At 69.0% G+C, this 24,133-nt stretch carries 19 protein-coding genes; 2 read left to right on the top strand and 17 right to left on the bottom strand.

What is annotated here, in order from left to right:
* Positions 1–45: 45 nt before the first annotated feature.
* From R2J76_RS15445 to trhA, 4 genes are all read right to left on the bottom strand, one after another.
* Positions 46–1,761 (bottom strand): amino acid permease, encoded by a 1,716-nt coding sequence (locus tag R2J76_RS15445; protein WP_316412532.1) that lies wholly within the window; start codon positions 1,759–1,761, stop codon positions 46–48.
* Positions 1,762–2,790: 1,029 nt separating this feature from the next.
* Positions 2,791–4,302, bottom strand: a complete 1,512-nt coding sequence (locus R2J76_RS15440) for a sigma-54-dependent transcriptional regulator (RefSeq protein WP_316412531.1) — start codon at positions 4,300–4,302, stop codon at positions 2,791–2,793.
* Between the two features lie 23 nt (positions 4,303–4,325).
* Positions 4,326–5,063 (bottom strand): helix-turn-helix domain-containing protein, encoded by a 738-nt coding sequence (locus R2J76_RS15435; protein ID WP_316412530.1) that lies wholly within the window; start codon positions 5,061–5,063, stop codon positions 4,326–4,328.
* Positions 5,064–5,066: 3 nt separating this feature from the next.
* A complete protein-coding gene (gene trhA / locus R2J76_RS15430) occupies positions 5,067–5,720 on the bottom strand; it encodes a PAQR family membrane homeostasis protein TrhA (RefSeq protein ID WP_316412529.1) in 654 nt (217 codons plus the stop codon).
* A 293-nt stretch (positions 5,721–6,013) separates the two neighbouring features.
* On the opposite strand from trhA, the gene R2J76_RS15425 reads away from it, so the two are divergent.
* Positions 6,014–7,216, top strand: coding sequence for an OmpA family protein (locus R2J76_RS15425; RefSeq protein WP_316412528.1), 1,203 nt, complete (start codon positions 6,014–6,016; stop codon positions 7,214–7,216).
* Positions 7,217–7,327: 111 nt separating this feature from the next.
* Here R2J76_RS15425 and R2J76_RS15420 read toward each other — a convergent pair whose 3' ends face one another.
* From R2J76_RS15420 to carA, 6 genes are all read right to left on the bottom strand, one after another.
* The gene (locus tag R2J76_RS15420) at positions 7,328–9,085 is read right to left on the bottom strand and encodes a 30S ribosomal protein S1 (protein WP_306599611.1); all 1,758 of its coding nucleotides are present in this window, start codon (positions 9,083–9,085) and stop codon (positions 7,328–7,330) included.
* A 107-nt stretch (positions 9,086–9,192) separates the two neighbouring features.
* Positions 9,193–9,861, bottom strand: a complete 669-nt coding sequence (locus R2J76_RS15415; RefSeq protein WP_316412527.1) for a phosphoribosylanthranilate isomerase — start codon at positions 9,859–9,861, stop codon at positions 9,193–9,195.
* A 40-nt stretch (positions 9,862–9,901) separates the two neighbouring features.
* Positions 9,902–10,948: a hypothetical protein gene (locus R2J76_RS15410; RefSeq protein ID WP_316412526.1), complete on the bottom strand. Its 1,047-nt coding sequence runs from the start codon at positions 10,946–10,948 to the stop codon at positions 9,902–9,904.
* 52 nt (positions 10,949–11,000) lie between these two features.
* The gene (dacB, locus tag R2J76_RS15405; RefSeq protein ID WP_316412525.1) at positions 11,001–12,392 is read right to left on the bottom strand and encodes a D-alanyl-D-alanine carboxypeptidase/D-alanyl-D-alanine endopeptidase; all 1,392 of its coding nucleotides are present in this window, start codon (positions 12,390–12,392) and stop codon (positions 11,001–11,003) included.
* Positions 12,393–12,418: 26 nt separating this feature from the next.
* Positions 12,419–15,637: a carbamoyl-phosphate synthase large subunit gene (carB, locus tag R2J76_RS15400; RefSeq protein WP_316412524.1), complete on the bottom strand. Its 3,219-nt coding sequence runs from the start codon at positions 15,635–15,637 to the stop codon at positions 12,419–12,421.
* Positions 15,630–16,712 (bottom strand): glutamine-hydrolyzing carbamoyl-phosphate synthase small subunit, encoded by a 1,083-nt coding sequence (gene carA, locus R2J76_RS15395; protein ID WP_316412523.1) that lies wholly within the window; start codon positions 16,710–16,712, stop codon positions 15,630–15,632. Before carA ends, carB begins: the two co-directional genes overlap by 8 nt.
* Positions 16,713–17,276: 564 nt before the next feature.
* Between carA and R2J76_RS15390 the strand changes: the two genes are divergently transcribed.
* On the top strand, positions 17,277–17,834 hold the full coding sequence (locus R2J76_RS15390; protein WP_316412522.1) for an LOG family protein: 558 nt from the start codon (positions 17,277–17,279) through the stop codon (positions 17,832–17,834).
* Here R2J76_RS15390 and R2J76_RS15385 read toward each other — a convergent pair.
* From R2J76_RS15385 to sufB, 7 genes are read right to left on the bottom strand one after another with little or no spacing between them, the layout of a single operon-like run.
* Positions 17,822–18,355, bottom strand: coding sequence for a hypothetical protein (locus R2J76_RS15385; RefSeq protein ID WP_316412521.1), 534 nt, complete (start codon positions 18,353–18,355; stop codon positions 17,822–17,824). The genes R2J76_RS15390 and R2J76_RS15385 overlap by 13 nt on opposite strands.
* 8 nt (positions 18,356–18,363) lie before the next feature.
* Positions 18,364–18,915, bottom strand: a complete 552-nt coding sequence (locus R2J76_RS15380) for a NifU family protein (RefSeq protein WP_316412520.1) — start codon at positions 18,913–18,915, stop codon at positions 18,364–18,366.
* 8 nt (positions 18,916–18,923) lie between these two features.
* Positions 18,924–19,373, bottom strand: coding sequence for a Fe-S cluster assembly sulfur transfer protein SufU (gene sufU / locus R2J76_RS15375; RefSeq protein ID WP_316412519.1), 450 nt, complete (start codon positions 19,371–19,373; stop codon positions 18,924–18,926).
* Positions 19,370–20,605 carry an aminotransferase class V-fold PLP-dependent enzyme gene (locus tag R2J76_RS15370; protein WP_316412518.1) on the bottom strand — a complete coding sequence of 412 codons (1,236 nt, stop codon included), beginning with the start codon at positions 20,603–20,605 and terminating at the stop codon, positions 19,370–19,372. Before R2J76_RS15370 ends, sufU begins: the two co-directional genes overlap by 4 nt.
* Positions 20,602–21,879 carry a Fe-S cluster assembly protein SufD gene (gene sufD / locus R2J76_RS15365; RefSeq protein WP_316412517.1) on the bottom strand — a complete coding sequence of 426 codons (1,278 nt, stop codon included), beginning with the start codon at positions 21,877–21,879 and terminating at the stop codon, positions 20,602–20,604. Before sufD ends, R2J76_RS15370 begins: the two co-directional genes overlap by 4 nt.
* Entirely contained in the window at positions 21,879–22,640 is a 762-nt protein-coding gene (gene sufC / locus R2J76_RS15360) for a Fe-S cluster assembly ATPase SufC (protein WP_316412516.1), read from the bottom strand. Before sufC ends, sufD begins: the two co-directional genes overlap by 1 nt.
* 23 nt (positions 22,641–22,663) lie before the next feature.
* Positions 22,664–24,103 (bottom strand): Fe-S cluster assembly protein SufB, encoded by a 1,440-nt coding sequence (sufB, locus tag R2J76_RS15355; RefSeq protein ID WP_316412515.1) that lies wholly within the window; start codon positions 24,101–24,103, stop codon positions 22,664–22,666.
* Positions 24,104–24,133 lie beyond the last annotated feature (30 nt).

Genomic DNA, 24,133 nt, shown 5'->3' with positions numbered 1-24,133 from the left:
TAAAATAATTATTAATTCTTGGAGGGCAAGCCCAGGCTCCCGGCTTCAGGCCGGAGCCGAAGGGGCGTTGCCCACCAGGGCGTGGAGGGTCCAGGCCGCCAGCAGCGCGGCCATGGACCCCAGGAGCGGGTGCCCGCCGTGGGTGAAGGCCCAGTACGCCGCCGCCGCGGCCCCCACGTGCACGGAGATGGAAAAGAGATCCTGCCAGGGGCTGCCGAAGGCGGTCCCCGCCTCCCGCTGGAGCCGGCTGTTCCGCCGGCCCTGCAGGAAGTAGAGGCCGAAGCCCAGGTACAGCCACACCAGGAGCCGGAACCAGGTCTCCGCGGGCATCTGGACCATGAGGAAGGCCCCGGTGGCGGCGCCGAGGGTGCCCAGGAACCAGGGGCACGGGATGCGGAAGGGGCGTTCGGTTCCGGGCTGGGTCCTTCGCAGGATGGGCACCCCGATGCACACCAGGCTGAAGGCCATGAGGGTGCCGATGGACACCAACTCGCTCAGCAGGGTCAGGGGGAGGACCCCGGCGGCCAGGGCCACCAGGGTGCCCGTGGCGAGGGTGGCCACCCGGGGCGAGCCCGTGCGCGGATCCGCCCGGCCGAACCAGGGCAGCAGGCCATCCCGGCCCATGGCGAAGAGGATGCGGGCCTGGCCCATGAGGGTGACCAGCACGCCGCTGGCCAGGCCCGCCAGGGCCCCCGCCTTGACGAAGATGGCCAGGCCGGTGGCGGCCCCGGGTCCCCAGGACCGGAGCTGGGTGATGCGGTCGATGCCGTGGGCGATGGGCTCGGAGCCCAGTTCCCGGAAGGGCACGATGCCCGTGAGCACCAGGGCCACCAGCACGTAGAGCAGGGTGCTGAGGCCCACGGTGGCCAGGATGCCCAGGGGCACGTCCCGGGTGGGGTTCCTGGCCTCCCGGCCCGTGGTGCTCACGGCGTCGAAGCCGATGTAGGCGAGGAAGACCACCCCCACGCCCGTGAGGACGCCGCCGCCGGTCCAGCCGTACCGGGCCACTTCCCGTCCGCCCACCAGGACGGACTCCCGGGCGGGCACCAGGGCCAGGAGCCCCGGGGCCCCCGGATCGGCCACCAGGTTGGCCCGGCTCACCAGGCCGATGCCCAGGGCCACGAAGACCAGGACGATGAGGATCTTGAGGCAGACGATGGCGTTGTTGAGGCGCGCGCCCCCCTTCATGCTCCGGGCCAGCACCAGGGTGAGGAGGGCCGGAAGCACGGTGGCGGGCACGTTCCAGAGCCCCTGGACCCAGGCGCCCGAGGCCAGGGTCACCCCCTCCAGGGGACCGCAGCAGAGCCGCAGGACGAGGTCGGGCAGGGCCACCCCCAGGGTGTCGCGAACAAGGGACAGCAGGTAGCCGGACCACGACACGCTCACCAGCACCGCCCCCACGCCGTATTCCAGGCAGAGGTCCCAGCCGATGATCCAGGCCGTGAATTCGCCCAGGGTGGCGTAGCTGTACGCGTAGGCCGAACCCGCCTCCGGTAGCATGCCCGCCATTTCCGCATAGCAGAGTCCCGCCACCACGCAAAGGAAGCCGGCGATGAGGAAGCTGTAGATGATCCCCGGCCCCGCGTACCGGGCCGCCGCGATCCCCGGCACGGTAAAGATGCCCGCCCCCACCACCAGCCCCAGCCCCAGCATGATCAGGCTGAAGAGCCCCAGGGTCCGGCGGGTCCCTCCGCTTTCCGGTTCCGCGGCCTCCCGCCGGAAATGGGCCGGGGATTTCAAAAGGAACAAATGCTTGAACAAGATCACTCCCGAGACCAAAGGGCAGGAGTCTCAAGAGTGCGGGCAATCGAGCGTTGGTTTCAGGATTTGAGATTATAAACAAGTGAATTTAATATGTTTAAATACTGGCCCATGGGTTCACAAGAATGGATTAAAATTGTTTTTATGATTGAAATATTGATCCATTTGGTATAGCAAAAAGCGCCCTATGCCTAAAATGGATCGTGGGCGTTTGGGATGGAGCAAAGGATTGAAATTGTTTAAACATCAAATTTGAGCTTTCTCATGGCAAATTGATTTAATCAGTTCAAATATATGCAATGGAGAGTAAGAATGGAAGGATTGGGGTCTATCACGATGGCCGGTATTATTGGATTTGCAGCGGTTATGCCATGTATCCCGAGGGGCTTCTGCTCTAGCTGTTTGGCAATATTGTCAAAATATAGAACGACAAGCAATATCATAGATTATTTTAAGGGGAGGTGTGAATGCGGCAACTGTCATTCCTTGATATCAAGGAATGGGGCAATCGTCAGAAAATCCGATTTTTTTCGGACAAGGCATCGTGGTTGAAACCTGGGCTGGAGGATGGAATGCGTGCGGAAATGGTATGGAGACCTTTGACGGAAATGGATATTCGGAAGGCCCATCGAAAAACTTAAACGCTGGGGCGCTGGGGACTCGCTGGGGCGCTGGGAAAAGAAGGAGAAGATGGTGAATGCCCACTTCGCCCGGGTCAATACGCAGGTGCGTTTCTCCGGTCTTGAGGTTGGCCTGCTTCTGAACGTCCGCGCCTGGCCCCTCAAGGATGGCGGGATTCGCCGGGGCGTTCACGCCCGGGCTTGAAGCCCCAGCGCCCCAGCGAGATCTCTGCGCCCCAGCGTTTCATCTTTTCGTCCGGATTCTCCGGCGCATCGGGTTCGTGCGTTGCCAGGACACTCACCTTGCAGGCACCATGCCCCGAGGGGATCGGGTATAAGCCATCCTTGTCCACAGACGAGTGTCCTTGAACGAGTTCCCGGGGCGAACATCTGGGAAACGTGCGACTACCTAGTCCTCCCGGCCGTGCCCGCTCAGGGGGATCTCGTAACCGGCGTCCCGGTATTCGTTGATCTTGTTCCTCACGGTCCGCAGGGCGATGTCCAGTTTCTGGGAGCAGTGGGTGCGGTTGCCTTCCAGGGCCGAAAGGGTGGACAGCAGCCAGAAGCGCTCCAGCTCGGGCAGGGGGATGCCCAGGGGCAGGGCCACCAGGGTGCCCAGGGGCACGCCCTTCAGGGGCTCGGCGGGGTCGGCGATGCGGAAATCGCCGGCGGGGGCGGGGCGGTCCGGCAGGTCCTCCTCCAGGGGGCGCTGGAAGGGGGATTCCCGGGGCGGCTCGGGGGGGTCCTCGGGGAGGCCCTCCATCTGGGCGGGATCCAGGAGCCAGGCCAGGTCCTTGTGGGTGAGGAGGTCGCTGGGGTTCAGCACCACGCAGCGCTGGACCGCGTTTTCCAGTTCCCGGATGTTGCCGGGCCAGGGGTGGCGGGTGAGGGCCTCCCGGAAGCTGGGGGCCAGGTGGGGGGTGGGGCGGTCGTTCTCCCGGGCGTACCGTTCGGCGAAATGCAGGGCCAGGAGCTCCAGGTCGGCGGTGCGTTCCCGCAGGGGGGGCAGGCGCAGGGGAATCACGTTGAGGCGGTAGTAGAGGTCCTCCCGGAACCGGCCTTCCTTCACTTCGGTGGCCAGATCCCGGTTGGTGAGGGCGATGAGGCGCACGTCCACGGCCACGGGCCGGCTTCCGCCCAGGCGATCCACCGTCCGTTCCTGGATGGCCCGCAGGATCTTGCCCTGGAGGGCCAGGGGCAGTTCGCCGATTTCATCCAGCACGAGGGTGCCGCCGTCGGCCTGCTCAAACCGGCCCGCCTTGGCGCTGGTGGCGCCCGTGAAGGCCCCCTTCTCGAAGCCGAAGAGCTCGGATTCCAGGAGGTTCTCGGGGATGGCGGCGCAGTTGATGGCCACGAAGGCCGCCTTGCGCCGGGGGCTGGAGGCGTGGATGAGCTTGGCCAGGAGCTCCTTGCCGGTGCCGCTTTCGGCCTGGATGAGGATGGTGGCCTTGCTGTCGGCGGCCCGCCGGGCAAGGGCCAGGGTCTCGGCCAGGGCCGGGTCCTGGGTGAGGATGACGGGGGCTTCGGAGGGGACCTCGGCCTTGAGGCGGTCCTCGCTGCGGATGGCCTTGCGCACGGCCTGGACCAGCTCGTCGGGGCTGAAGGGCTTGGAAAGGTAGTCGAAGGCCCCCAGGCGCATGGCCTCCCGGGCCGTGTCCAGGCTGCCGAAGGCGGTCACAAGGAGCACCGGGAGGCCCGTGTCCAGGGCCTTGAGGCGGGCGGTGAGCTGGAGGCCGTCCATGCCGGTCATGCGCAGGTCGGTGACCACGGCGTCGAAGGCCCCGGGGCGCGTCATGCGCAGGGCGTCCTCGCCGCTCCTGGCCTGTTCGGTGACGAAGCCGGCGCGCTTGAGGCTCAGGGCCATGCCATCCCGCATGCCGGGATCGTCATCCACCACGAGAACTCTCAAAGGATTGGCCATGGTCCGTCCTGTTTCCATCCAGTTTATCGGTGTGGGTCCGGGATGCAGGAGTTTTGTCCGCGCAGGAGCCTTTTTGGTCCTTCGGCCGTGGGGGCTTCGCCCCGCACGGGATCGCCGTGGCGGGCGATGAGGAGGTAGAGGTGCCGGCGGCTGACCCCCAGGCGCTTGGCGGCCTCCACCCGGTTGCCGTAGCTGCGCCGCAGGGCGCGGTGCAGGAGGAGCCGCTCCAGCACGTGGAGGTTGGCGGCGAGGTCCTCGCTGTCGGCGAGAGGCAGCCGCGGGGCGGCGTCCTCGGGCAGCTGGCCCAGGAGTTTCCACCGCACCAGGCGGTTGCGGAGCCCGCGGAGGTTGCCGGGGCAGGGCAGGGCCGTGAGAAGCGGGGGCAGGGGACCGCTGACGCCCTCCTCCTTGGCCATGATCCAGAAGCAGCGGTCCAGGTCGTCCTCCTCGTCCTCGAGGCTGGGGAGGCGGAAGGGGAGGCAGTGGGAGGCCGCCCGCGCCACCGCGGGGTCCTCCGGCGCCAGGTGGGAGGCCAGCACGCCCGAGGGGTGTGCCTGGATCCAGGCGGCCAGCGCCTCCGGGCCCAGGCCTTCCGCGTCGTCCTGGAAGGCGGCGCCGCGCCCCCGGGCCAGGAAGGCCCCCAGGGTCGTGAGGCCGCAGCCCGCCTCGCCGTAGATCCACAGGGGCCCGGGATGGCCCACCAGCACGTCCAGGGAGGCGCCCCACCTCCCGAACCCGGGCAGTCCCTCCAGGCCCGCCATGGGCTAGGCGGCCCGGGGGATGACGAAGAACAGCACCGACACCACGTGGCAGGCGCTGCCGCCCAGCACGAAGAGATGCCACACCGCATGGTGGAACTTGAGGCTCTTCCACCCGTAGAAAACCGTGCCCAGCGTGTAGAACAGCCCGCCCGCGCCCAGCCAGAAGATGCCCGCCGGGGACAGGTGCTGGGCCAGGGGCCTGGCGGCGACCACCACGATCCACCCCATGCCCAGGTACACCGCCAGGCTCAGCCAGGACAGGCGGCGGATGAAGATGCTCTTGAAGACGATGCCCAGCACCGCCAGGCCCCAGATCACCCCGAAGATGCTCCAGCCCCAGCCGCTGGGCAGGGTGCGCAGGCAGAAGGGGGTGTAGGTGCCGGCGATGAGGATGAAGATGGCGTTGTGGTCCAGGATCTTGAAGACGAACTTCACCCGGGGGCCCCGGAAGGAATGGTAGAGCGTGCTCATGGTGTAGAGCAGCACCAGGGAGCTCCCGAAGGTGGCCGCGCCCACGATGTCCCGGGCGGTGCCGTGGAGGCTCGCCTCCACCACCATGACCACCAGGGCGGCCACGCCCAGGACGGCGCCCAGGCCGTGGGTGAAGCTGTTGGCGAATTCTGCGGCGGGTCCGTCGGCTTCGGGGTGGGCTTGCATGGGAATCCTCGTTCGAATGATCGCATGGGTCCGCGGGGGCCCGGCACCATTGTCACAGCGGCCGGGCCAGGCGGAATGGAAAATTCATTCGCACGCGATCCCCCGGGCCGATGAATCCTCGGGGGCCTCCGGCCCACATAGGAGGCAGTCCGCAGGTTCCGCGGACCCACCCCTGGAGGAGCACCATGCCCCGAGCCCTGTCCTGGCCTCTGTTGGCCCTGTGCGCGATCGCCCCTTTGCATTCGGCGTCCACCCAGGCTTTTCATTATCCTTTCGTGGACGGATCCATCCTCATGGGTTTCCGCGCAACCCCCGCGGCCCCCGGCGCCTCGGGCCAGGCGGTGGTGCGGGGAGAGGACGGCCGCATGCGCGTCCACGCCCACTTCAACGGCCTGGAGCCCGCCACCCGGTTCGGCGCCGGGTACCTCACCTACGTGCTGTGGGCCATCTCCCCCCAGGGCCGGCCGGTGAACCTGGGGGAGGTGGTGGCGGTGCGCGGAAAGGCCCACCTGGACGCCATCTCCCCCTTCCCGTCCTTCGGCCTGGTCCTCACGGCGGAACCCCACTTCGCCGTCACCCGGGTGAGCGGTGCGGTGGTGCTGGAGAACCAGCCGGTGCGGGGCATGCGGCCCGTGCTGGAGGCCGTGGAGACCCCGTACGAAACCGGGCCGGCAACCGGTCCGGTTCCCGGCGCCCCCGGGCCCCGGGACCCCGCCGCGCCCCCGTACGTCCTCCAGGCCCGCAACGCCCTGCGCATCGCCCAGGCGGAGGGGGCCGACGCCTTCGCCCCGGTGCCCTACCGCGCGGCCGCGGAATCCCTGGCCCGCATGGAATCGGAAAAGCGTCCGGCGGGGAAGGGGGCCGTCCTGGCCGCGCGTCGGGCCGTGCTCCACGCGGAGGACGCCCGGATCTGCGCCCAGGCGCAGAGGGAGGCCCTCACGCTGGCGCGGGAGCGGGAGACCGCCGAGGAACTGCGCGCCAGCCTGGAGGCCGCCCGGGCCCAGGCGGATTCCGCCCGGGCCGCCGCGGACAGCGAAGCCCGGGGCAAGGAACGGGAGATCACCAAGGCCCAGCGGGAGGTCCGCCGCCAGCTGGTGGAACAGCTCAACCGCCTGCTCCAGACCCGGGAGACGGAAACCGGCCTCCTGGCCACGCTCACGGATGTGGCCTTCCCCTCGGGAAGCAGCCGCCTGTCGGCGCCCGCCCGGGTGAACCTGGCCCGGGTGGCCGGCATCCTCCTCACCCGTCCGGGCCTGCGGATCTGCGTCCTGGGCCACACCGACGCCACCGGGCGTCCCGCCCTGAACGCCCGCCTTTCCCTCCAGCGGGCCATGGCCGTGCGGAACTTCCTGGCCGAACAGGGCCTTCCCCAGGACAGCCTCCAGTCCCAGGGCCTGGCCAGTTCCCGCCCCGTGGCCTCCAATGCAACCGCCGAGGGGCGCACCCGCAACCGCCGCGTGGAACTGGCCGTCAGCGGAAGCCCCATCGGAATGTGAGGGGGGGCTTTCCGCGGCCCCCGGCAGGGCATGCCCGGGCGGGCCAAGACCCCCGGAACGCAGAAAGGCCCCGCGACCGGAGTCGCGGGGCCTTCCCTCAAGCGGCGCTGTCTAGTCTTCGCGCTCGACGTTCTTGAACGCGTCGGCCAGGGTGGCCTTCTTGAAGGGCTGCAGGTTCTTGGCGGTCTCGATCTCGCCGCGCTCCGCGTCCATCTCGTACTGCTTCACGGAGAGGCCGATGCGGTGCTCGGTGGGATCCAGCTTGACGATCTTCATCGTCAGCTCCTGGCCGGCGGCGAATTCCTTGGTGATCTCCTCCACGCGCTTGCGGCTCAGCTCGGAGACGTGCACCAGGCCCTCGATGCCCTCGCCCAGGTCCACGAAGGCCCCGAAGTCGGTGAGGCGCGCGATGCGGCCGACGATGGTGTCGCCCACGTGGTGGCCTTCGAAGAAGATCTCCCAGACGTTGGGCTCCATCTGCTTGACGCCCAGGCTCATGCGCTGGTTCAGGGGATCCAGGCTGAGGACCTTGGCGGTGACGCTGTCGCCCTTCTTCACGATCTCGCCGGGGTGCTTGATCTTCTTGGTCCAGCTGAAGTCGGACACGTGGATCAGGCCGTCGATGCCCTCCTCCAGCTCCACGAAGGCGCCGAACTCGGTGATGTTGCGCACCAGGCCGGTGACGATCTGGCCGATGTTGTACTTCTCGGCCACCTCCATCCAGGGATTGGGGGTGATCTGCTTCATGCCCAGGCTGATGCGGCGGCTCTCGGGATCCACCTGCAGGATCTGGGCCTCCACCATGTCGCCGAGGTTGACCATGCCCTTGGCGGACTTGACCTTCTTGGTCCAGCTCATCTCGGACACGTGCACCAGGCCCTCGACGCCGGGCTCGAGCTCCACGAATGCGCCGTAGTCGGTGATGGAGACGACCTTGCCCTTGACCGTGGCGTTGACGGGGTAGCGGTCCTCGACGGTGAGCCAGGGATCAGCGAACTTCTGCTTGTAGCCCAGGCTGACGCGCTCGGTCTCCTTGTCGTACTTGAGGATGGCGACCTCGACCTTGTCGCCCACCTGGAACATCTCGGAGGGGTGGTTCAGGCGGCCCCAGGACATGTCGGTGATGTGCAGCAGGCCGTCCACGCCGCCCAGGTCCACGAAGGCCCCGTACTCGGTGATGTTCTTGACGGTGCCTTCCACCAGCTTGCCCTCTTCCAGGCCGGCCAGGGTCTCTTCCTTCATGTTCGCGTTGATGGTCTCGAGGAAGAGCTTGCGGCTCAGGACGATGTTGCCCCGGCGGCGGTTCACCTTGATGACCTTCATGTCGAAGGACTTGCCGAGGTAGGGGTCCAGGTTGCGCACGGGCTTGGTGTCCACCTGCGAACCGGGGAGGAAGGCCCGGATGCCGATGTCCACGGCCAGGCCGCCCTTGACCTTCTCCAGCACGACGCCGTGGACGGTGAGGTTGGCGCGGAAGGCCTTCTCCACCTCGTCCCAGATCTTCATCTTCTCCGCGCGCTCGCGGGAGAGGCGGACGTTGCCGTTCTGGTCCTCGAGGTGCTCCAGGAGCACTTCGACCACGTCGCCCACGGCGACGCCGACGGTGCCGTCGGGGTTGTTGAACTCATCGATGTTGACCGTGCCCGAGCCCTTGTAGCCGATGTCGATGATGACATCCTTGCCGCGGATCTCCACGACCATGCCGCGGACCACCTCTTCCTCGCGGAGCGCGCGGGTCTCACCCTGAAGGGCGTCGAGGAACTCCTGGGAATCAGGGGTCTCGTCCTCCAGCATGGTGGCGTCCAGCACCGTGATGCGGCCCATCTGCTTGGAGCCTTTGCCCTTGATGAGTGTTGAAAGTTGGGACATTCGTCCACCTCTAATTAGTAGCCCTCTTCCGGAGGGCTGGAATCCCGGCACATGTGTCCGGCAGAACAGGTAGGTTATCGCGGAATTTCAAGATCCGGCAGGGAAATTCAGGCCCCTGCCCGGAGGGCCGCGAAGAACATCTCCAGCTTGGTGGCGTCGAGGCGGCCGCCCCGGCGCACCCCGCTGCACAGATCCACCCCGAAGGGCCGCACCAGGGCCACGGCCTGGGCGATGTTGCGGGGGTTCAGGCCCCCGGCCAGGAACACCGGCAGGGTGGTGGCCTCCACGATGGCCCGGCTCAGCCCCCAGTCGTGGGTGCGCCCGGTGCCCCCCAGCTCCTTGACGGCCAGGGCCGGGTTCCCGGAATCCAGCAGGAGGGCGTCCACCAGCCCCTCCAGGGCCCGGGCCTCGGCCAGGGCGGCCTCCCCGGTGACGTGGACCACCTGGACGATGCGGATCCCCGGCAATTCCTGCCGGAGCTTGCGCAGGTCCGCCGGGGGCACCCGGTCCACCAACTGGATCGTGGTGGTGCGGCAGCGGCGGTGCTGCCGGAGGATCCCGTCGGCGTCCTGGCGGGCCGTGAGGAGGAAGGTGGCGATGGGGGGCGGCACGGCCGCCGCGATCCTGGCCACAAGGTCGTCCCCGATGACCCCGGGCCCGCTGGGCATGGCCGACACCAGGCCCAGGGCCGAGGCCCCGCAGGCGACCGCCAGCCTCGCCTCGTCGAGGCTGGAAATGCAGCAGATCTTCACGAAGGGCAGGGGGGCAAGGCGCACGGGATTCCGGAGGGGGACCCTCCATCATACCCTTCCGGGGTCACTGCGCGCTGATTCCCAGGGCCTCGGCGTCGCCGGTGCCGTCGGAGAGTTCCATGGGGATGATGCCCGTCCAGAGTTTGGCGACGGTGTGACCGCCCTTGTACTCGTAACCCACGGCGCAGGGCACCCCGGCCGCCAGGGTCAGGCCGAAGGCCGCGGCGTCCTTCGTGCCGTCGGTGAGGGAGGTGGGGTTCCCGTTCCTCCACACCGTCGCCACCTGGCGGCTGCCGTTGGACTGGTAGCCGGCGGCGTACACGTCCCCGCCGGAAACCGCCACCGCGAAGGCCACGGCGTCGTGGGTGCCGTCGGTGAGGGTGATGGGCGTGCCGTTCTTCCAGAGCTTGGCCACCTTGGCGGTGCCGTTGGATTCGTATCCGGCCACGTACACGTCGGCGGTGGACGTGGCGATGCCGTAGGCCACCGCCTCCCGGGTGCCGTCCGTGAGGGCGGTGGAGCCCGTGTTGCGCCAGAGCCGGGCCACCTTGACGGTGCCCTTGGTCTCGAAGCCCACCGTGTGGACGACCCCCTGGAACAGCGCGATGCCGTAGGCCTCGGCGTTCTGGGTGCCGTCCGTGAGCGAGGTGGCGGTGGCGTTCCGCCAGAATTTCGCCACGTCGCGGTTTCCGTTGGATTCCCGCCCCGCCACGAGCACGTCGGTGCCGGCCAGGGTCAGGGCGTTTCCCGCCGCGTTGCGGGTGCCGTCCGTGAGCGCCGTGGCCTTGCCGTTCTTCCAGACCTTGGCCAGATCGAAGGTTCCGTTGGATTCGGAGCCCGCGAGGTACACCGTGGCGCCCGAGACGGCGATGGCATTGGCCGAGGCCCGCTGCACCCCGTCCGTGATGGTGGTGGACGCGCCGTCCTGCCAGGTCCGGGCGACGGTTCCGGTGGACCCGGTGTCGTAGCCCGCGACCCGGATGGTTGGCTGGCTGGAACCGCCCGTGGAATCGTAGGCCCGCGGATTCCCGGTGCCTCCGCAGGCCAGGGCCAGGAGGAGGACAGGCACCGCCATCAGGGGGGAAACATCAATGCCGGTGCGCTTGGTCAAGGGTTCTCTCCACGCAGGTTGGAGAGAAAAGATAAATTATTAATCAATCATGTCAAGGCTGCCCAGCCAGGAGGTTCGCCAGGGCGTCGATGTCGGCCGTCGGGGCCGGGGAAACATGGTTGTTGAGGAGGATGGCGAAGGCCAGGCGCTCCCCCCCGGCGGTGGTGACGTAGCCGGCCAGGGCATGGGTGTTGCGCAGGGTGCCCGTCTTGGCCCGGGTGTTGGCCGCGGCGGGGGAATCCCCCATGCGGTTGCGCAGGGTGCCGTCCACCGCCGCCAGGGGCAGGGCGTCGGCGAAGGCGGCCCCTTCGGGGCGGGTGGCCATGTGCTTCAGGAGGGCCGTCAGGGCCCGGGGCTTGACCAGGTCCTTGCGGGAGAGGCCGGCGCCCTCCTCAAGCAGCACGTCCCCCGGGGCGATGCCGGCCTCCTTCAGGAACGCGGCCAGGGCGGCCAGTCCCGCCTCCTCGGAACCCCCCGCCTGGAGCAGGAGGAGCTGGGCATAGAGATTGACGGAGTCCTTGAGGGTGGTCCGCACCAGGTCCCGGACGGCGGGCGATTCCACGAAGGCCAGCTCCACCGGGGCCGTCGAGGTGCGGGCGGCGGTTCCGCCCATGACGCGCACCCCGTGGCGTTCCAGGGCCCGGCGCAGGAGCCCGGCCGCGAAGAGGGCGGGGCGCCGCACCGGAACCGCCAGGGTCGCGGGCGCCGCGTCCCGGGCGAGGGCGCCGGAGACGACCAGTTCCTCCCCCTCCCAGAGGGCGCGGGGCGCGGGGCCCGGGCCCGTGGTGGTGAGGTTGCGCAGGGGCAGGAGGCCCAGGCCCGGCATGGGGAACAGGAAGCAGGGCCCCCCGTCGCGCCCCGGGTAGACGCGCAGGTCCACCATGTTGTCGTGCACGGTGAGGGCCGACACGTCCGCCCCGAAGGCGTAGTCCCGGTCCCCGCTCTCCCAGCCCGACCCGAAGGGCCGGGTGCGGAAGAAGCTGTCGTCGCCCACCACGTCCCCCCGCACCTCCCGCACCCCGGCCAGGGCAACCTGGGCCGCCAGGGCCTCGAAGGGATCCGGGGTGCCGGGGTAGCCGTGGTCCCGGGCCAGGAGCATGGGGTCGCCGCGGCCGTAGAGGACCAGGTCGCCCTTGAGGACGCCGCCGGGGCCGGGCCGGGCCCCGGCCAGCACCGAGGTGCGGATCCGCCGCTCCGGCCCCAGCCGGCACAGGGCCATGGCGCAGGTGAAGAGCTTGGCGTTGCTGGCCGGCACGAAGAACTTGCCCGCGTCCTGCTCGAAGACCGGGAGCCCCGTGTCCAGGGACACCACCGACACCCCCACCCGGGACGCCTCGAAGCGCGGGCCCTGGAGGAGGGCCTGGAGCCGCGCCGCCAGGGGCTGGGCGAAGGCCCCCGGGGCCAGGATCAGGGCGAGGAGGAGGGCTTTTCCGGGGGCGGCCATGCCACCATCTTAGACCGCTCCCCGGTTCAGATGCGGCCGCCCAGTTCCTGGAGGTTGCGCACCCGCACCTCGCCCCGCAGGGTCTCCACCGCCTCGCACGCCGCCAGCGCGGCGCTCATGTTGGTGACGCAGGGGATCTTGAGGCGCAGGGACTGGCGGCGGATGCTGTCCTCGTCCACGAAGGCGTTCTTGCCGTGGGGCGTGTTCACCACCCACTGGATCTCGCCGTTCTTCAGGAGGTCCACGGCGTTGGGGCGCCCCTCGTTCACCTTGTGGATGCGCCGCACCCGGTAGCCGGCGGCCTCCAGGCTCCGGGCGGTGCCGTCCGTGGCGCAGAGGCCGAAGCCCAGGCTGGCCAGGCGCTTGACCAGCTCGGGGAGGTGGGGCTTGTCCTGGTCGTTGACGCTCAGGAAGACCGTGCCGGAAAGGGGCAGGACCATGTGGGCGGCCTGGAGGGCCTTGGCGTAGGCCTCGCCGAAGGTCTCGCCCACCCCCATCACCTCGCCCGTGGACCGCATCTCGGGGCCCAGCACCGGGTCCACCCCCGGGAACTTGGCGAAGGGGAACACCACGCCCTTGACGGCCACGGCCAGGGCCTGGCCGTCCCGGACGCCCTGCTCGAGCAGGGTTTCGCCCAGGCCGATGCGCGCGGCCACCCCGGCCCAGTTCACCCCGGTGGCCTTGGAGATGAAGGGCACGGTGCGGCTGGCCCGGGGATTGGCCTCCAGGCAGTACGGCACCCCGTCCTTGAGGGCCCACTGGAGGTTCAGCAGGCCGCGCACCCCCAGTTCGAAGGCCAGGGCCCGGCTCATGGCCTTGACGGTCTCCAGGATGCCTTCGGGCACGCCCAGGGGCGGGAAGACGGCGTAGGAATCGCCGGAGTGCACCCCGGCCTCCTCGATGTGGGCCATGACCCCGGCGATGACGGCGCTTCCGCCGTCGCACACCAGGTCCACGTCCAGTTCCTGGGCGTTCTCCAGGTAGCGGTCGATGAGCACGGGGCGGTCCTCGCTCACCAGGGTGGCCTCGCGCATGTACTTCTCCAGGCCCGCGTCGTCGAAGACGATGGCCATGGCCCGGCCCCCCAGCACGAAGCTGGGCCGGACCATGACGGGGTAGCCCAGCTTCTCGGCCACGGCCAGGGCCTGGGCGGGGGTGGCGGCCATGCCCCAGGGGGCCGCCGGGATCTCCAGCCTGCCCAGCACCTCGCCGAAGCGCTTGCGGTCCTCGGCGTCGAAGATGGCCTTGTGGGCGGTGCCCAGCAGCGGCACGCCCGCGGCCTCCAGCCTCTGGGCCAGCTTGAGGGGGGTCTGGCCGCCGAACTGGGTGAAGACCCCCAGCAGGTGGCCGCCCGCGGCCTCCCGGTCCACCACCGCCTTCACGTCCTCGAAGACCAGGGGCTCGAAGTAGAGGCGGTCGGAGATGTCGAAGTCCGTGCTCACGGTCTCGGGATTGCAGTTGACGAGGATCGCCTCCACCCCCTTGGCCCGGATGGCCTCCACGGCCTGCACGCAGCAGCAGTCGAACTCCACCCCCTGGCCGATGCGGTTGGGGCCGCTGCCCAGGACGATGGCCTTGGGCCGGTCCGTGGGGGGGGCCTCGCTGCGCTCCTCCCAGGTCTGGTAGAGGTAGGGCGTCTCGGCCAGGAATTCCCCGGAGCAGGTGTCGATGCGCTTGACGGCGTGGCGCAGGTCCATGGCCTCCCGCAGGGCGGCCACCGCGGCCTCGGTGGTGCCGCAGAAGGCGGCGATCTGGGAATCCGTGAACCCGGCGCGCTTGCCCTTCTCCAGCAGTTCGCGGGGGAGCCGCTCCAGGGGGAAGCCCCGCAGGCGCCCCTCCAGCACGACGATCTCCTCCATCTCCCGCAGGAACCAGGGCGAGATGCAGGTGAGGCGGTGCAGCTCGTCGATGGAATGGCCGGCCCGCAGGGCCTGGTAGATCCAGAAGATCCGCTGGGGGCCGGGGGTCAGGAGGTGCTCCTTGAGCCGCGCCAGGTCCAGCTTGCCGTCCAGGGCGCCGGCGAGGCCCAGGTGGCCCTCCTCCAGGCTGCGCAGGGCCTTCTGCAGGGCCTCCTGGAAGCTGCGGCCGATGGCCATGGTCTCCCCCACGCTCTTCATCTGGATGCCCAGCACCGGCTCGGTCTCGGGGAACTTCTCGAAGGTGAAGCGGGGCACCTTGACCACCACGTAGTCCAGCACCGGTTCGAAGGCGGCCTTGGTGCGGGCGGTGATGACGTTGGGCAGCTCCCACAGGCGGTAGCCCAGGGCCAGCTTCGTGGCCACCCAGGCGATGGGGAAGCCCGTGGCCTTGCTGGCCAGGGCGGAGGACCGCGAGACCCGGGGGTTCATCTCGATGACGATCATGCGGCCCGAGACCGGGTCCAGGGCGAACTGGATGTTGCTGCCGCCGGTCTCGACCCCCACGCCGCGGATGACGGCCTTGGCGGCCTCGCGCATGCGCTGGTACTCCGGGTCCGTGAGGGTGAGGATGGGGGCCACGGTGATGCTGTCGCCGGTGTGGATGCCCATGGGGTCCAGGTTCTCGATGCCGCAGATGATCTCCACGTTGTCGTCCAGGTCCCGCACCACTTCCAGCTCGAATTCCTTCCAGCCCAGGATGCTCTCCTCCACCAGCACCTGGTGGATGGGGCTCAGGTCCAGGCCCCGCTGGGCGATGGCCTCGAAGTCCTCCACGTTGTAGGCGATTCCCCCGCCGGAGCCGCCCAGGGTGAAGGAGGGGCGAAGGATGGCGGGGAAGCCCGTGATCTTCGCGATGGCCCGGGCCTCCTCCATGGAGTGGGCGAAGCCGCCCCGGCAGGTCTCCAGCCCCAGCTCGTCCATGAGGGCCTTGAACTGCTCCCGGTCCTCGCCGCGGTCGATGGCCGCGGGCTGGGCGCCGATGAGGCGCACCCCGTACCGCTCCAGCAGGCCGGCCTTGTGGGCCTCCATGGCCAGGTTCAGGGCGGTCTGGCCCCCCACGGTGGGCAGCAGCGCCGCGGGGCGCTCCCGTTCGAGGATCTTCTCAAGCACCGCCAGGTTCAGGGGCTCCAGGTAGGTGGCGTCGGCCCGCTGGGGGTCGGTCATGATGCTGGCGGGGTTGGAGTTCAGGAGGATGGTGCGCACCCCCTCCTCCCGCAGGGCCTTGAGGGCCTGGGTGCCGGAGTAGTCGAATTCGCAGGCCTGGCCGATCTGGATGGGGCCGGCGCCCAGGACCAGGACGGAGGTGAGCTCGGGGTTCCTAGGCATGGTGGTCCTCCATCATGCGGATGAACCTGCCGAAGGCCCCGCGCGCGTCGTGGGGTCCCGGGGAGGCCTCCGGGTGGTGCTGGATGCTGAAGATGGGCAGGGTGCGGTGCCGGAGCCCCTCCACGGTGTCGTCGGAGAGGTGGCGGTGGGTCACCTGGATCTCCGGGGGGAGGCTGGCCTCGTCCACGGCGAACCCGTGGTTCTGGGCCGTGATCTCGATGCGGCGGGTGGCCAGGTCCAGCACGGGCTGGTTCGCCCCCCGGTGCCCGAACTTCAGCTTGAAGGTGCTGCCCCCGAAGGCCTGGCCCAGGAGCTGGTGCCCCAGGCAGATGCCGAAGATGGGAAGGCGCCCGATGCAGGCCTCCACCTCCCGGCGCATGCCCGGCAGGGCCGCGGGATCCCCGGGTCCGTTGCTGAGGAAGAGCCCGTGGAAGCGCGCCGCGGTGAGCTCGGAAGCCGGGGCGTCCCAGGGGAAGACCTCCAGGTCCAGGCCGGAGGCCGAGAGCTGGGTGAGGATGGAGGCCTTGATGCCGCCGTCCAGCACCGCCACCCGGAACCGGGCCCCGGGCCGCAGGATCTCGTAGCGGTCGTCGCAGCTCACCTCCCCCGCCAGGGCCTGCCCGGACATGTCCGGCAGGTGGGAGGCCGCGGCCACCCCCGCCGCCAGGGACCCGTCGGCCTCGGTCCAGATGAGCCCCGGCTGCGCCCCGCGGTCCCGCACGTGCTGGGTGAGGGCCCGGGTGTCCACGTCCGTGATCACCGGGATGCGGTGGCGCTTGAGCCAGCTGCCCAGGTCCCCCTCGGCCCGGGTGTGGTCCGGGTGGAGGCTGAGGCGCCGGCACACGAAGCCCGCCGCCCAGGGCCGCGAAGCCTCCCCCAGATCCGCGTGGACGCCGTAGACCCCCTGCTCCGGGAAGGTCATGCACACCATCTGCCCCGCGAAGCTGGGATCCGTGAGGATCTCCTGGTACCCGGCCATGGCGGTGGTGAACACCACCTCGCCGCTCCCGCCCTTGCCAAGGGGGGCGTCGCCTCTGAAGCACTCACCGTCTTTCAGGATCAGGTGCGCGAGCATGCGGTCTCCTCACGCTGCCTTGGGGCCGGGATCTCATGACCCCTTCGTTCCGGCATTCTGTCGAGAGTAGTGCGGATGGGAGGGGATAAACAGGCTTGAATATGTGGCGTTTTTCATGTGATAATCTGGCTTACCTTTTGAAGACAAGCGGGGCGCGAGGGAGGGGTATGGGCTTCCAAAGCGTTGAAAAACAAGGGAAAAACGGATCTGGAATGGGGATCCTGGATTTCGTGTTTTCAAGTCCTTAAATAATTAAATAGTTTTTTGATTTGGACAAAAAATTTTTGTCGGTCCGAAGGCTGTCTCGGGGGGCACATCCCTTGGAAACCCACAGGCAGATTTCCTTTTTTTCTTTTCCCAGCGCCCCAGCGAGTCCTCTGCGTCTCAGCGTTTGATTTTTTCCTGGAATTCGCGGCGCGATTCTTACTGTCGCGCCGAAGAAAACCTGGAAAAAAATCAAACGCTGAGACGCAGAGGGCTCGCTGGGGCGCTGGGAAAAGAAAGGACAGGTGTCTTTTGTCTTGTCGCGCTTCGGGGTGCGTCCCCGGGGGGGCGTACGCGATCATGGGAACCATGGATAACAACTTCAGCCTTTGTGTCTTCGCCGGCTCGAACGCCGGTCGCAATCCCAAGCACCTGGAGGCCGCCGTGGGGCTGGGGCGGGCCATGGCCGGGCGGGGGATAGGGCTTGTGTACGGGGGAGCCCATTGCGGGCTCATGGGTGCGCTGGCGGACGCCGTCATCCAGGGCGGGGGGCGGGTGGTGGGGGTCATGCCGCGGGCGCTCGTCGCCCGGGAGAAGGCCCACCGGGGGCTGGCGGAGCTCATCGTCACGGAGGACATGCATAGCCGCAAGGCGCGGATGGTGCAGCTCTCGGACGGGTTCCTGGCCCTGCCGGGGGGCTTCGGCACCCTGGACGAGCTTTTCGAGGTGCTCACCTGGGCCCAGTTGGGCATCCACGCCAAGCCGGTGGGGCTGCTCAACAGCGACGGGTTCTGGGACGGGCTGCTGGCCTTCCTGCGGCAGGTGGAGGGAGACGGGTTCCTGCACGGGGAGGGGCTGCGGGGGCTGCCCTGCGAGGCGGACGCGGAGCGGCTGCTGGATCGCCTTCAGGGACGGTGACGGCGGGCGTGGGCGTAGAGGGCGGGCCAGAGAACGGCCAGGGCCTCGTCCACCAGCACGGGAAGCACGGGGCGGCCCCGGCCCTGGACCCAGAGGCGCTCGGCGCCCCGCTGGGCGGCCAGGGCCAGGGTGGCTTCCAGGTCGCTGACCCGCTGGCCCTGGGGGTCGGCGGCGCCCCAGCGGCGGAAGTGGGCGCCCAGAACCTCCAGGTAGTCCCGGTCCCGCTCGGCGCGGCGGGCGCGCAGGGCGGGGTCGGCCTCCAGGCGCTCCAGGCGGCGCAGCCAGAGGCCGCTGTCCTCCTCCAGGTGCCGGGCCAGGGCCTGGAAGGCGTCCACCAGGCCGGAGCGGTCCAGCACCTCGGCCAGGCCCCGCACCAAGTCGGCGTGGTCGTGGAAGAGGATGGCGTCCAGGTCGGCGAAGGACCGGACGTCCGTGGGGCCGCCTGTTTCCAGGGCGGCCAGGGTGCGGTCCAGGAGCTCCCGCTGTTTCTGGATCTGTCGTCCGCGCCTGCCTTCCGCCATGGGGCCGGTCACACGGTGATGACGACGATCTCCGGGTCCACTTCCTTGCGGAGGATCCCCTCGATGGCCATGAGGGTGCCGGTGAGGCCCGAGGGGCAGGAGCCGCAGGCGCCCAGGTAGCGGATCATCACCTGCTTCTCGTGGCGGCCCACGATGTCCAGGCCGCCGCCGTCGGCGGCCAGGGCCGGGAGGATGGTGTCGGTGAGGACCTTGCGGATCTGCTGGATGAGGGGGTCGTTCTCGTCCACTTCGGGGCGGTCCCAGTGGGGGGCCTCGGGGGTGGCGCCGGCGGCCGACGGTGCCTGGCGGATGGGGGGGGCCAGCTTGGGCAGGAGCTCGGTCCAGCCCATGCCGTCGTCCTTGGTGACGGTGATGAACTTGTCCTGCATGAACACCGACACCACGTGCCCCACGGCGAACAGCGCCCGGGCCAGGTCGTCGTGCTCGGCCATCTCCGCGTCCCGGAAGGCCTTGGGGAAGCCCGCGGCCACGGGCTCCTTGAGCTGGAACTTCACGGCGTTGGGATTGGGGGTGTACTCGATTTCCGCGATCTTCGGCATGGCGCGTCCTATTCGGTGCTCACGATGTCTTCGCCATGGAGGGCGCTGTGGAGGGTGGCCCAGGGCAGCACGGCGCACTTCACCCGGCTGGGCAGGTCCCGCACGCCCTGGAAGAGGCTGAGGCGCCCCAGGACGTTGGGGTCGGTGGCGGTGTCCAGGGCGCCGCGGATCATGGCGCGGAACTGCTCCACGAGCACCTCCGCCTCGGCCACGGGCTTGCCCTTGACGTTGACGGTCATGAGGCTGCTGGAGGCCTTGGAGATGGCGCAGCCGTGGCCCTGGAAGCGGATGTCTTGCACGACCCCGTCCTCCACCACCAGCTTGAGGACGATATCGTCCCCGCACAGGGGGTTCAGGCCGTGGGCGTGGTGGGTGCAGGCTTCCAGGTCCCCGAAGTTCCGGGGCTTCTTGTTGTGCTCGATGATCACCTGCTGGTACAGCTCCCGGGGGTCGCTCACGAGAAGATCTCCTGGACATTCAGGATGCCAGAGACGAGGGCGTCCACGTCGGCCCGGGTGTTGAAATAGGCGAAGGAGGCCCGGGTGGTGGCGGGGATGCCGAACCGGGTCATGACGGGCTGGGCGCAGTGGTGGCCGGCCCGCACCACCACCCCGGCGTGGTCCAGGATGGAGCCGATGTCGTGGGGGTGGATGCCCTCCAGCACGAAGGAGAGGACCGAGGCCTTCTCCCGGGCCTCGCCGATGATGCGCAGGCCGGGGATGGCCTTCAGGCGCTCCGTGGCGTAGGCCAGGAGCTCGTGCTCGTGGGCGGCGATGCGGTCCAGGCCCAGGGCCCGCACGTAGTCGATGGCGGCGCCGAGGCCGATGGCCTGGGCGATGGGGGGGGTGCCCGCCTCGAACTTGCCGGGGATGGCGGCGAAGGTGGTGCCCTCCCAGGTGACGGAGAGGATCATGCTGCCCCCGCCGTGCCAGGGCGGCATGGCCTCCAGGAGGCTCTTGCGCCCGTAGAGGACGCCGATGCCGGTGGGGCCGGAGAGCTTGTGGCCGCTGAAGGCGTAGAAGTCCGCGTCCAGGTCCGTGACGTCCACGGGGATGTGGGGCACGGCCTGGGCGCCGTCCACCAGCACGGGCACGCCCTTGGCGTGGGCCCGGCGGATGATCTCCTTCACGGGGTTGATGGTGCCCAGGACGTTGGACACGTGGGTGACGCCCAGGATCCGGGTGCGGTCCGTGATGAGGTCCTCGAGGTTGTCCAGGATCAGCTCGCCCGCGTCGTTCATGGGGATGACCCGGATCCTGGCGCCCCGGTCCTCGGCCAGGAGCTGCCAGGGGACGATGTCGGAGTGGTGCTCCATGGCCGACAGGAGGATCTCGTCCCCCGCGTGGATCTTCTGGCGCCCGAAGGTCTGGGCCACCAGGTTGATGCTCTCGGTGGTGCCCCGGGTCCAGATGACCTGCCGGGTGGAGGGGGCGTTGATGAAGGCGCGCACCTTCTCCCGGGCCTCCTCGAAGCGGTCCGTGGCCTCCTGGCTGAGGGTGGAGACGCCCCGGTGCACGTTGGTGTGCTCGAAGGACTGGTAGTGGCCCATGCGCGCCACCACCGGCAGGGGGGTGAGGCTGGACACGGCGCTGTCCAGGTACACCACGGGCTTGCCGTGGAAGGGCGTGGTGAGGACGGGGAAGTCCTGGCGGATGCGGGGGACGTCCAGGGGGATGAGGGCGGTGGTCATGACAGGGCCTCGAGGGTGCCGGACTGGGTGCGGGCCAGCACGGTCTGCCTCAGCTGGCGGCGCAGGCTGGTCACGGGGATGCGGGCCAGGAGGTCGGCGGCGAAGGCGTAGGTGAGGACGTTGCGGGCCAGGGCGGGGTCCATGCCCCGGCTTTGCAGGTAGAAGAGGCCCTCGGGGTCCAGCTGGCCGATGGCCGCGCCGTGGGCGCACTTCACGTCGTCCGCGAAGATCTCCAGTTCGGGCTTGGTGTCGATGCGGGCCTTGGGGGACAGGAGGAGGCCGCGGCACTGCTGCTGGGCGTCGGTGCCCTGGGCGCCGGGGCGCACGAAGACCTTGCCGTTGAACACCGCCCGGGAGGCGTCGTCGGCGATGACCTTGTGGGCCTGGCGGCAGGTGCCGTGGGGGACCGTGTGGTCCACGAAGGAGTGGGTGTCCGAAAGCTGGGACCCGCCCAGGAGGGCCAGGCCGTCCAGGCTCAGCTCCGCGCCCTCGGCGGCCATGACCACGTGGGGGGTGGTGCGGGAGATGCGGGCCCCGAAGCTGATGGTGCGGCAGGCGTAGCTGGCGCCCCGTTCCACCCGCGCGGCCACGTGGGAGAAGTGGAAGGCCTGGTCGGATTCGCGCTGGATGCGCTCGTGGGTGAGGCGCCCGTCCTCGCGCACGATGACCTCGGCCACGGCGCTGGTGAGGTAGGTGCCCGTGCCCAGGTGCTCCTCCACCACCGTGGCGGAGGCTCCCCGCTCCACCACCACCAGGAGGCGGGGCAGGGCGCAGGTGGGGACGGCCCCCTCCTGGCTGTTCACGAACACCAGGTGGAGGGGGGCCTCCACCTGGACGCCCTTGGGCACGACCACCAGGGCCCCGTCCTTGAACCGGGCCAGGTTGAGGTCCGCGAAGACGTCCGAAGCCGAGAGGGTGCCCAGGTCCCGGGCCATCTCCGTGGCGCAGGCCAGGTTCAGGAACCGGACCCCCGCGGGCAGGTTGGTGACGTTGCTGGCGTGGGGGGCGTAGTGGCCGTTCACGAAGACCAGGCGCGAGCCCCGGGCCTCGGGGAGGATGATGGCCGAGATGTCCGCCGCCGCGGGCTCGCCGGGGGCGAAGTCCAGGCCGCGCATGGGGGCCAGGTCGGTGTACTTCCAGTCCTCCTGGCGGGGGGTGGGCAGGTCCTGGCCCTCCAGGGCCGCCTCGGCCCGGGCGCGCAGGGCCTCCCAGCCCGAGGGCCGGAGGCGGGAGAGGAGGCCCTCCAGGAGGGGGGCGGCTTCCGTCGCCACCATCACGCCCTCCCCGCGGGGGCTTCTTCCTTGAGCCAGTCGTAGCCCCGCTCCTCCAGCTCGAAGGCCAGCTCCCGGCCGCCGGTGCGGATGATCCGGCCTCCGGAGAGGACGTGGACCTGGTGGGGCTGGATGGTCTCCAGGATGCGGGGGAAGTGGGTGATGATGAGCTGGGCCCGGGTGGGGGACTGCAGGGCCGTGACGGCCTCGCCCAGCACCCGCAGGGCGTCGATGTCCAGGCCCGAATCCAGCTCGTCCAGGATGGCCAGGGCGGGTTCCAGCACGCACATCTGGAGGATCTCGTTGCGCTTCTTCTCGCCGCCGGAGAAGCCCTCGTTGAGGCTGCGGTCCAGGAAGGAGGGGTCCATCTTCACGATCTTGATGCGCTCCTGGATGAAGTCGTCGAACTCCAGGGGGTCCAGCTCCTCCTGGCCGTTGGCCTCGGCCTTCTTGTTGTAGGCCAGGCGCAGGAAGGAGGCGTTGGAGACGCCGGGCACCTCGATGGGGTGCTGGAAGCCCAGGAAGATGCCTGCCCGGGCGCGCTCGTCGGCGGCCAGCTCGAAAAGGTTCCGGCCCATGAAGAGCACCTCGCCGCCGGTGACCTCGTACGAGGGGTGGCCGGCCAGGACCTTGCCCAGGGTGGACTTGCCGCTGCCGTTGGGGCCCATGATGGCGTGCACCTCGCCGGCCTTGATCTCCAGGTCGATGCCCCGGAGCACGTCGTTTTCGCCGATGCGGGCGGTGAGGTTGCGGATGGAAAGCATGCTTGTCTCCGAATGGGTGTTCATCAGCCGACGCTCCCCTCGAGCTTGAGGCCCAGGAGGCGCGTGGCCTCCACGGCGAACTCCATGGGCAGCTCCCGGAACACGTCCTTGCAGAAGCCGTTGATGATCATGGAGATGGCGTCCTCGGGGGGGATGCCGCGCTGCTGGAAGTAGAAGAGCTGCTCCTCGCCGATCTTGCTGGTGGTGGCCTCGTGCTCCACCTTGGCCGAGACGTTCTGCACCTCGATGTAGGGGAAGGTGTTGGCCGAGCAGTGGCTGCCGATGAGCATGGAATCGCACTGGCTGAAGTTCCGGGCCCCTTCGGACTTGGGGTGGACCTTCACGAGGCCCCGGTAGCTGTTGCTGGATTCGCCGGCCGAGATGCCCTTGGAGATGATCGTGGACCGGGTGTTGCGGCCCAGGTGGATCATCTTGGTGCCGGTGTCGGCCTGCTGCTTGTGGTTGGTGAGGGCCACCGAGTAGAACTCGCCCACGCTGTTCTCGCCCAGGAGCACGCAGCTGGGGTACTTCCAGGTGATGGCCGAGCCCGTCTCCACCTGGGTCCAGCTGATCTTGGCGTTGCGGCCCTTGCACAGGCCCCGCTTGGTGACGAAGTTGAAGATGCCGCCCACGCCGTCCTTGTCGCCGGCGTACCAGTTCTGCACGGTGCTGTACTTGATGCTGGCGTCGTCCAGGGCCACCAGCTCCACCACGGCCGCGTGCAGCTGGTTCACGTCGAACTGGGGGGCGGTGCAGCCCTCCAGGTAGCTCACGGAGGCGCCCTCCTCGGCCACGATGAGGGTCCGCTCGAACTGCCCGGATTCCTTGTTGTTGATCCGGAAGTAGGTGGACAGGTCCATGGGGCAGGTGACGCCCTTGGGGATGAAGCAGAAGGAGCCGTCGGTGAACACCGCCGAATTGAGGGCGGCGTAGTAGTTGTCCGAGGTGGGCACCACGGAGCCCAGATACTTGCGCACCAGCTCGGGGTGCTCCCGCACCGCCTCGCTGAAGCTGCAGAAGATGATGCCCTCCTCGGCCAGCCGGGTCTTGTAGGTGGTGGCCACGCTCACGCTGTCGAAGACCACGTCCACGGCCACGCCGGCCAGGGCCTTCTGCTCGTTGATGGGCACGCCCAGCTTCTCGAAGGTGCGCAGCAGCTCGGGATCCACCTCGTCCAGGCTCTGGTGCTTGGCCTCCTTGGCCTTGGGGGCGGAATAGAAGACGATCTTGCGCACGTCGGGTTTGGCGTAGTGGACGTTGGCCCACTCCGGTTCCGTGAGGGTGAGCCAGTGGCGGTAGGCCTTGAGACGGAAATCAAGCAGCCAGTCGGGTTCGCCCTTCTTGGCGGAGATGAACCGGATGACGTCCTCATCCAGTCCCGGGGGCACGCTGTCGGATTCGATATCCGTGGTGAACCCGTACTTGTATTCCTGACCTGTGACCTGCTGCAGTGACGTGCTCATGGCCGGACCCAACCTTCCCTTCTAATCATG

This window comes from Mesoterricola silvestris (genome assembly GCF_030295405.1).
Classification (GTDB): domain Bacteria; phylum Acidobacteriota; class Holophagae; order Holophagales; family Holophagaceae; genus Mesoterricola; species Mesoterricola silvestris.
The sequence above is the reverse complement of the archived record's forward strand: the minus strand, read 5'-3'. Positions and strand labels throughout refer to the sequence as shown.

What these genes read in the sequence shown, in the direction of transcription:
- R2J76_RS15440 (WP_316412531.1), bottom strand. Translation starts at nt 4,302, where the DNA reads ATGGCCAATCCTTTGAGAGTTCTCGTGGTGGATGACGATCCCGGCATG.
- R2J76_RS15435 (WP_316412530.1), bottom strand. Translation starts at nt 5,063, where the DNA reads ATGGCGGGCCTGGAGGGACTGCCCGGGTTCGGGAGGTGGGGCGCCTCC.
- trhA (WP_316412529.1), bottom strand. Translation starts at nt 5,720, where the DNA reads ATGCAAGCCCACCCCGAAGCCGACGGACCCGCCGCAGAATTCGCCAAC.
- R2J76_RS15425 (WP_316412528.1), top strand. Translation starts at nt 6,014, where the DNA reads ATGGGTTTCCGCGCAACCCCCGCGGCCCCCGGCGCCTCGGGCCAGGCG.
- R2J76_RS15420 (WP_306599611.1), bottom strand. Translation starts at nt 9,085, where the DNA reads ATGTCCCAACTTTCAACACTCATCAAGGGCAAAGGCTCCAAGCAGATG.
- dacB (WP_316412525.1), bottom strand. Translation starts at nt 12,392, where the DNA reads ATGGCCGCCCCCGGAAAAGCCCTCCTCCTCGCCCTGATCCTGGCCCCG.
- carB (WP_316412524.1), bottom strand. Translation starts at nt 15,637, where the DNA reads ATGCCTAGGAACCCCGAGCTCACCTCCGTCCTGGTCCTGGGCGCCGGC.
- carA (WP_316412523.1), bottom strand. Translation starts at nt 16,712, where the DNA reads ATGCTCGCGCACCTGATCCTGAAAGACGGTGAGTGCTTCAGAGGCGAC.
- R2J76_RS15390 (WP_316412522.1), top strand. Translation starts at nt 17,277, where the DNA reads ATGGGAACCATGGATAACAACTTCAGCCTTTGTGTCTTCGCCGGCTCG.
- R2J76_RS15385 (WP_316412521.1), bottom strand. Translation starts at nt 18,355, where the DNA reads ATGGCGGAAGGCAGGCGCGGACGACAGATCCAGAAACAGCGGGAGCTC.
- R2J76_RS15380 (WP_316412520.1), bottom strand. Translation starts at nt 18,915, where the DNA reads ATGCCGAAGATCGCGGAAATCGAGTACACCCCCAATCCCAACGCCGTG.
- R2J76_RS15370 (WP_316412518.1), bottom strand. Translation starts at nt 20,605, where the DNA reads ATGACCACCGCCCTCATCCCCCTGGACGTCCCCCGCATCCGCCAGGAC.
- sufD (WP_316412517.1), bottom strand. Translation starts at nt 21,879, where the DNA reads ATGGTGGCGACGGAAGCCGCCCCCCTCCTGGAGGGCCTCCTCTCCCGC.
- sufC (WP_316412516.1), bottom strand. Translation starts at nt 22,640, where the DNA reads ATGCTTTCCATCCGCAACCTCACCGCCCGCATCGGCGAAAACGACGTG.
- sufB (WP_316412515.1), bottom strand. Translation starts at nt 24,103, where the DNA reads ATGAGCACGTCACTGCAGCAGGTCACAGGTCAGGAATACAAGTACGGG.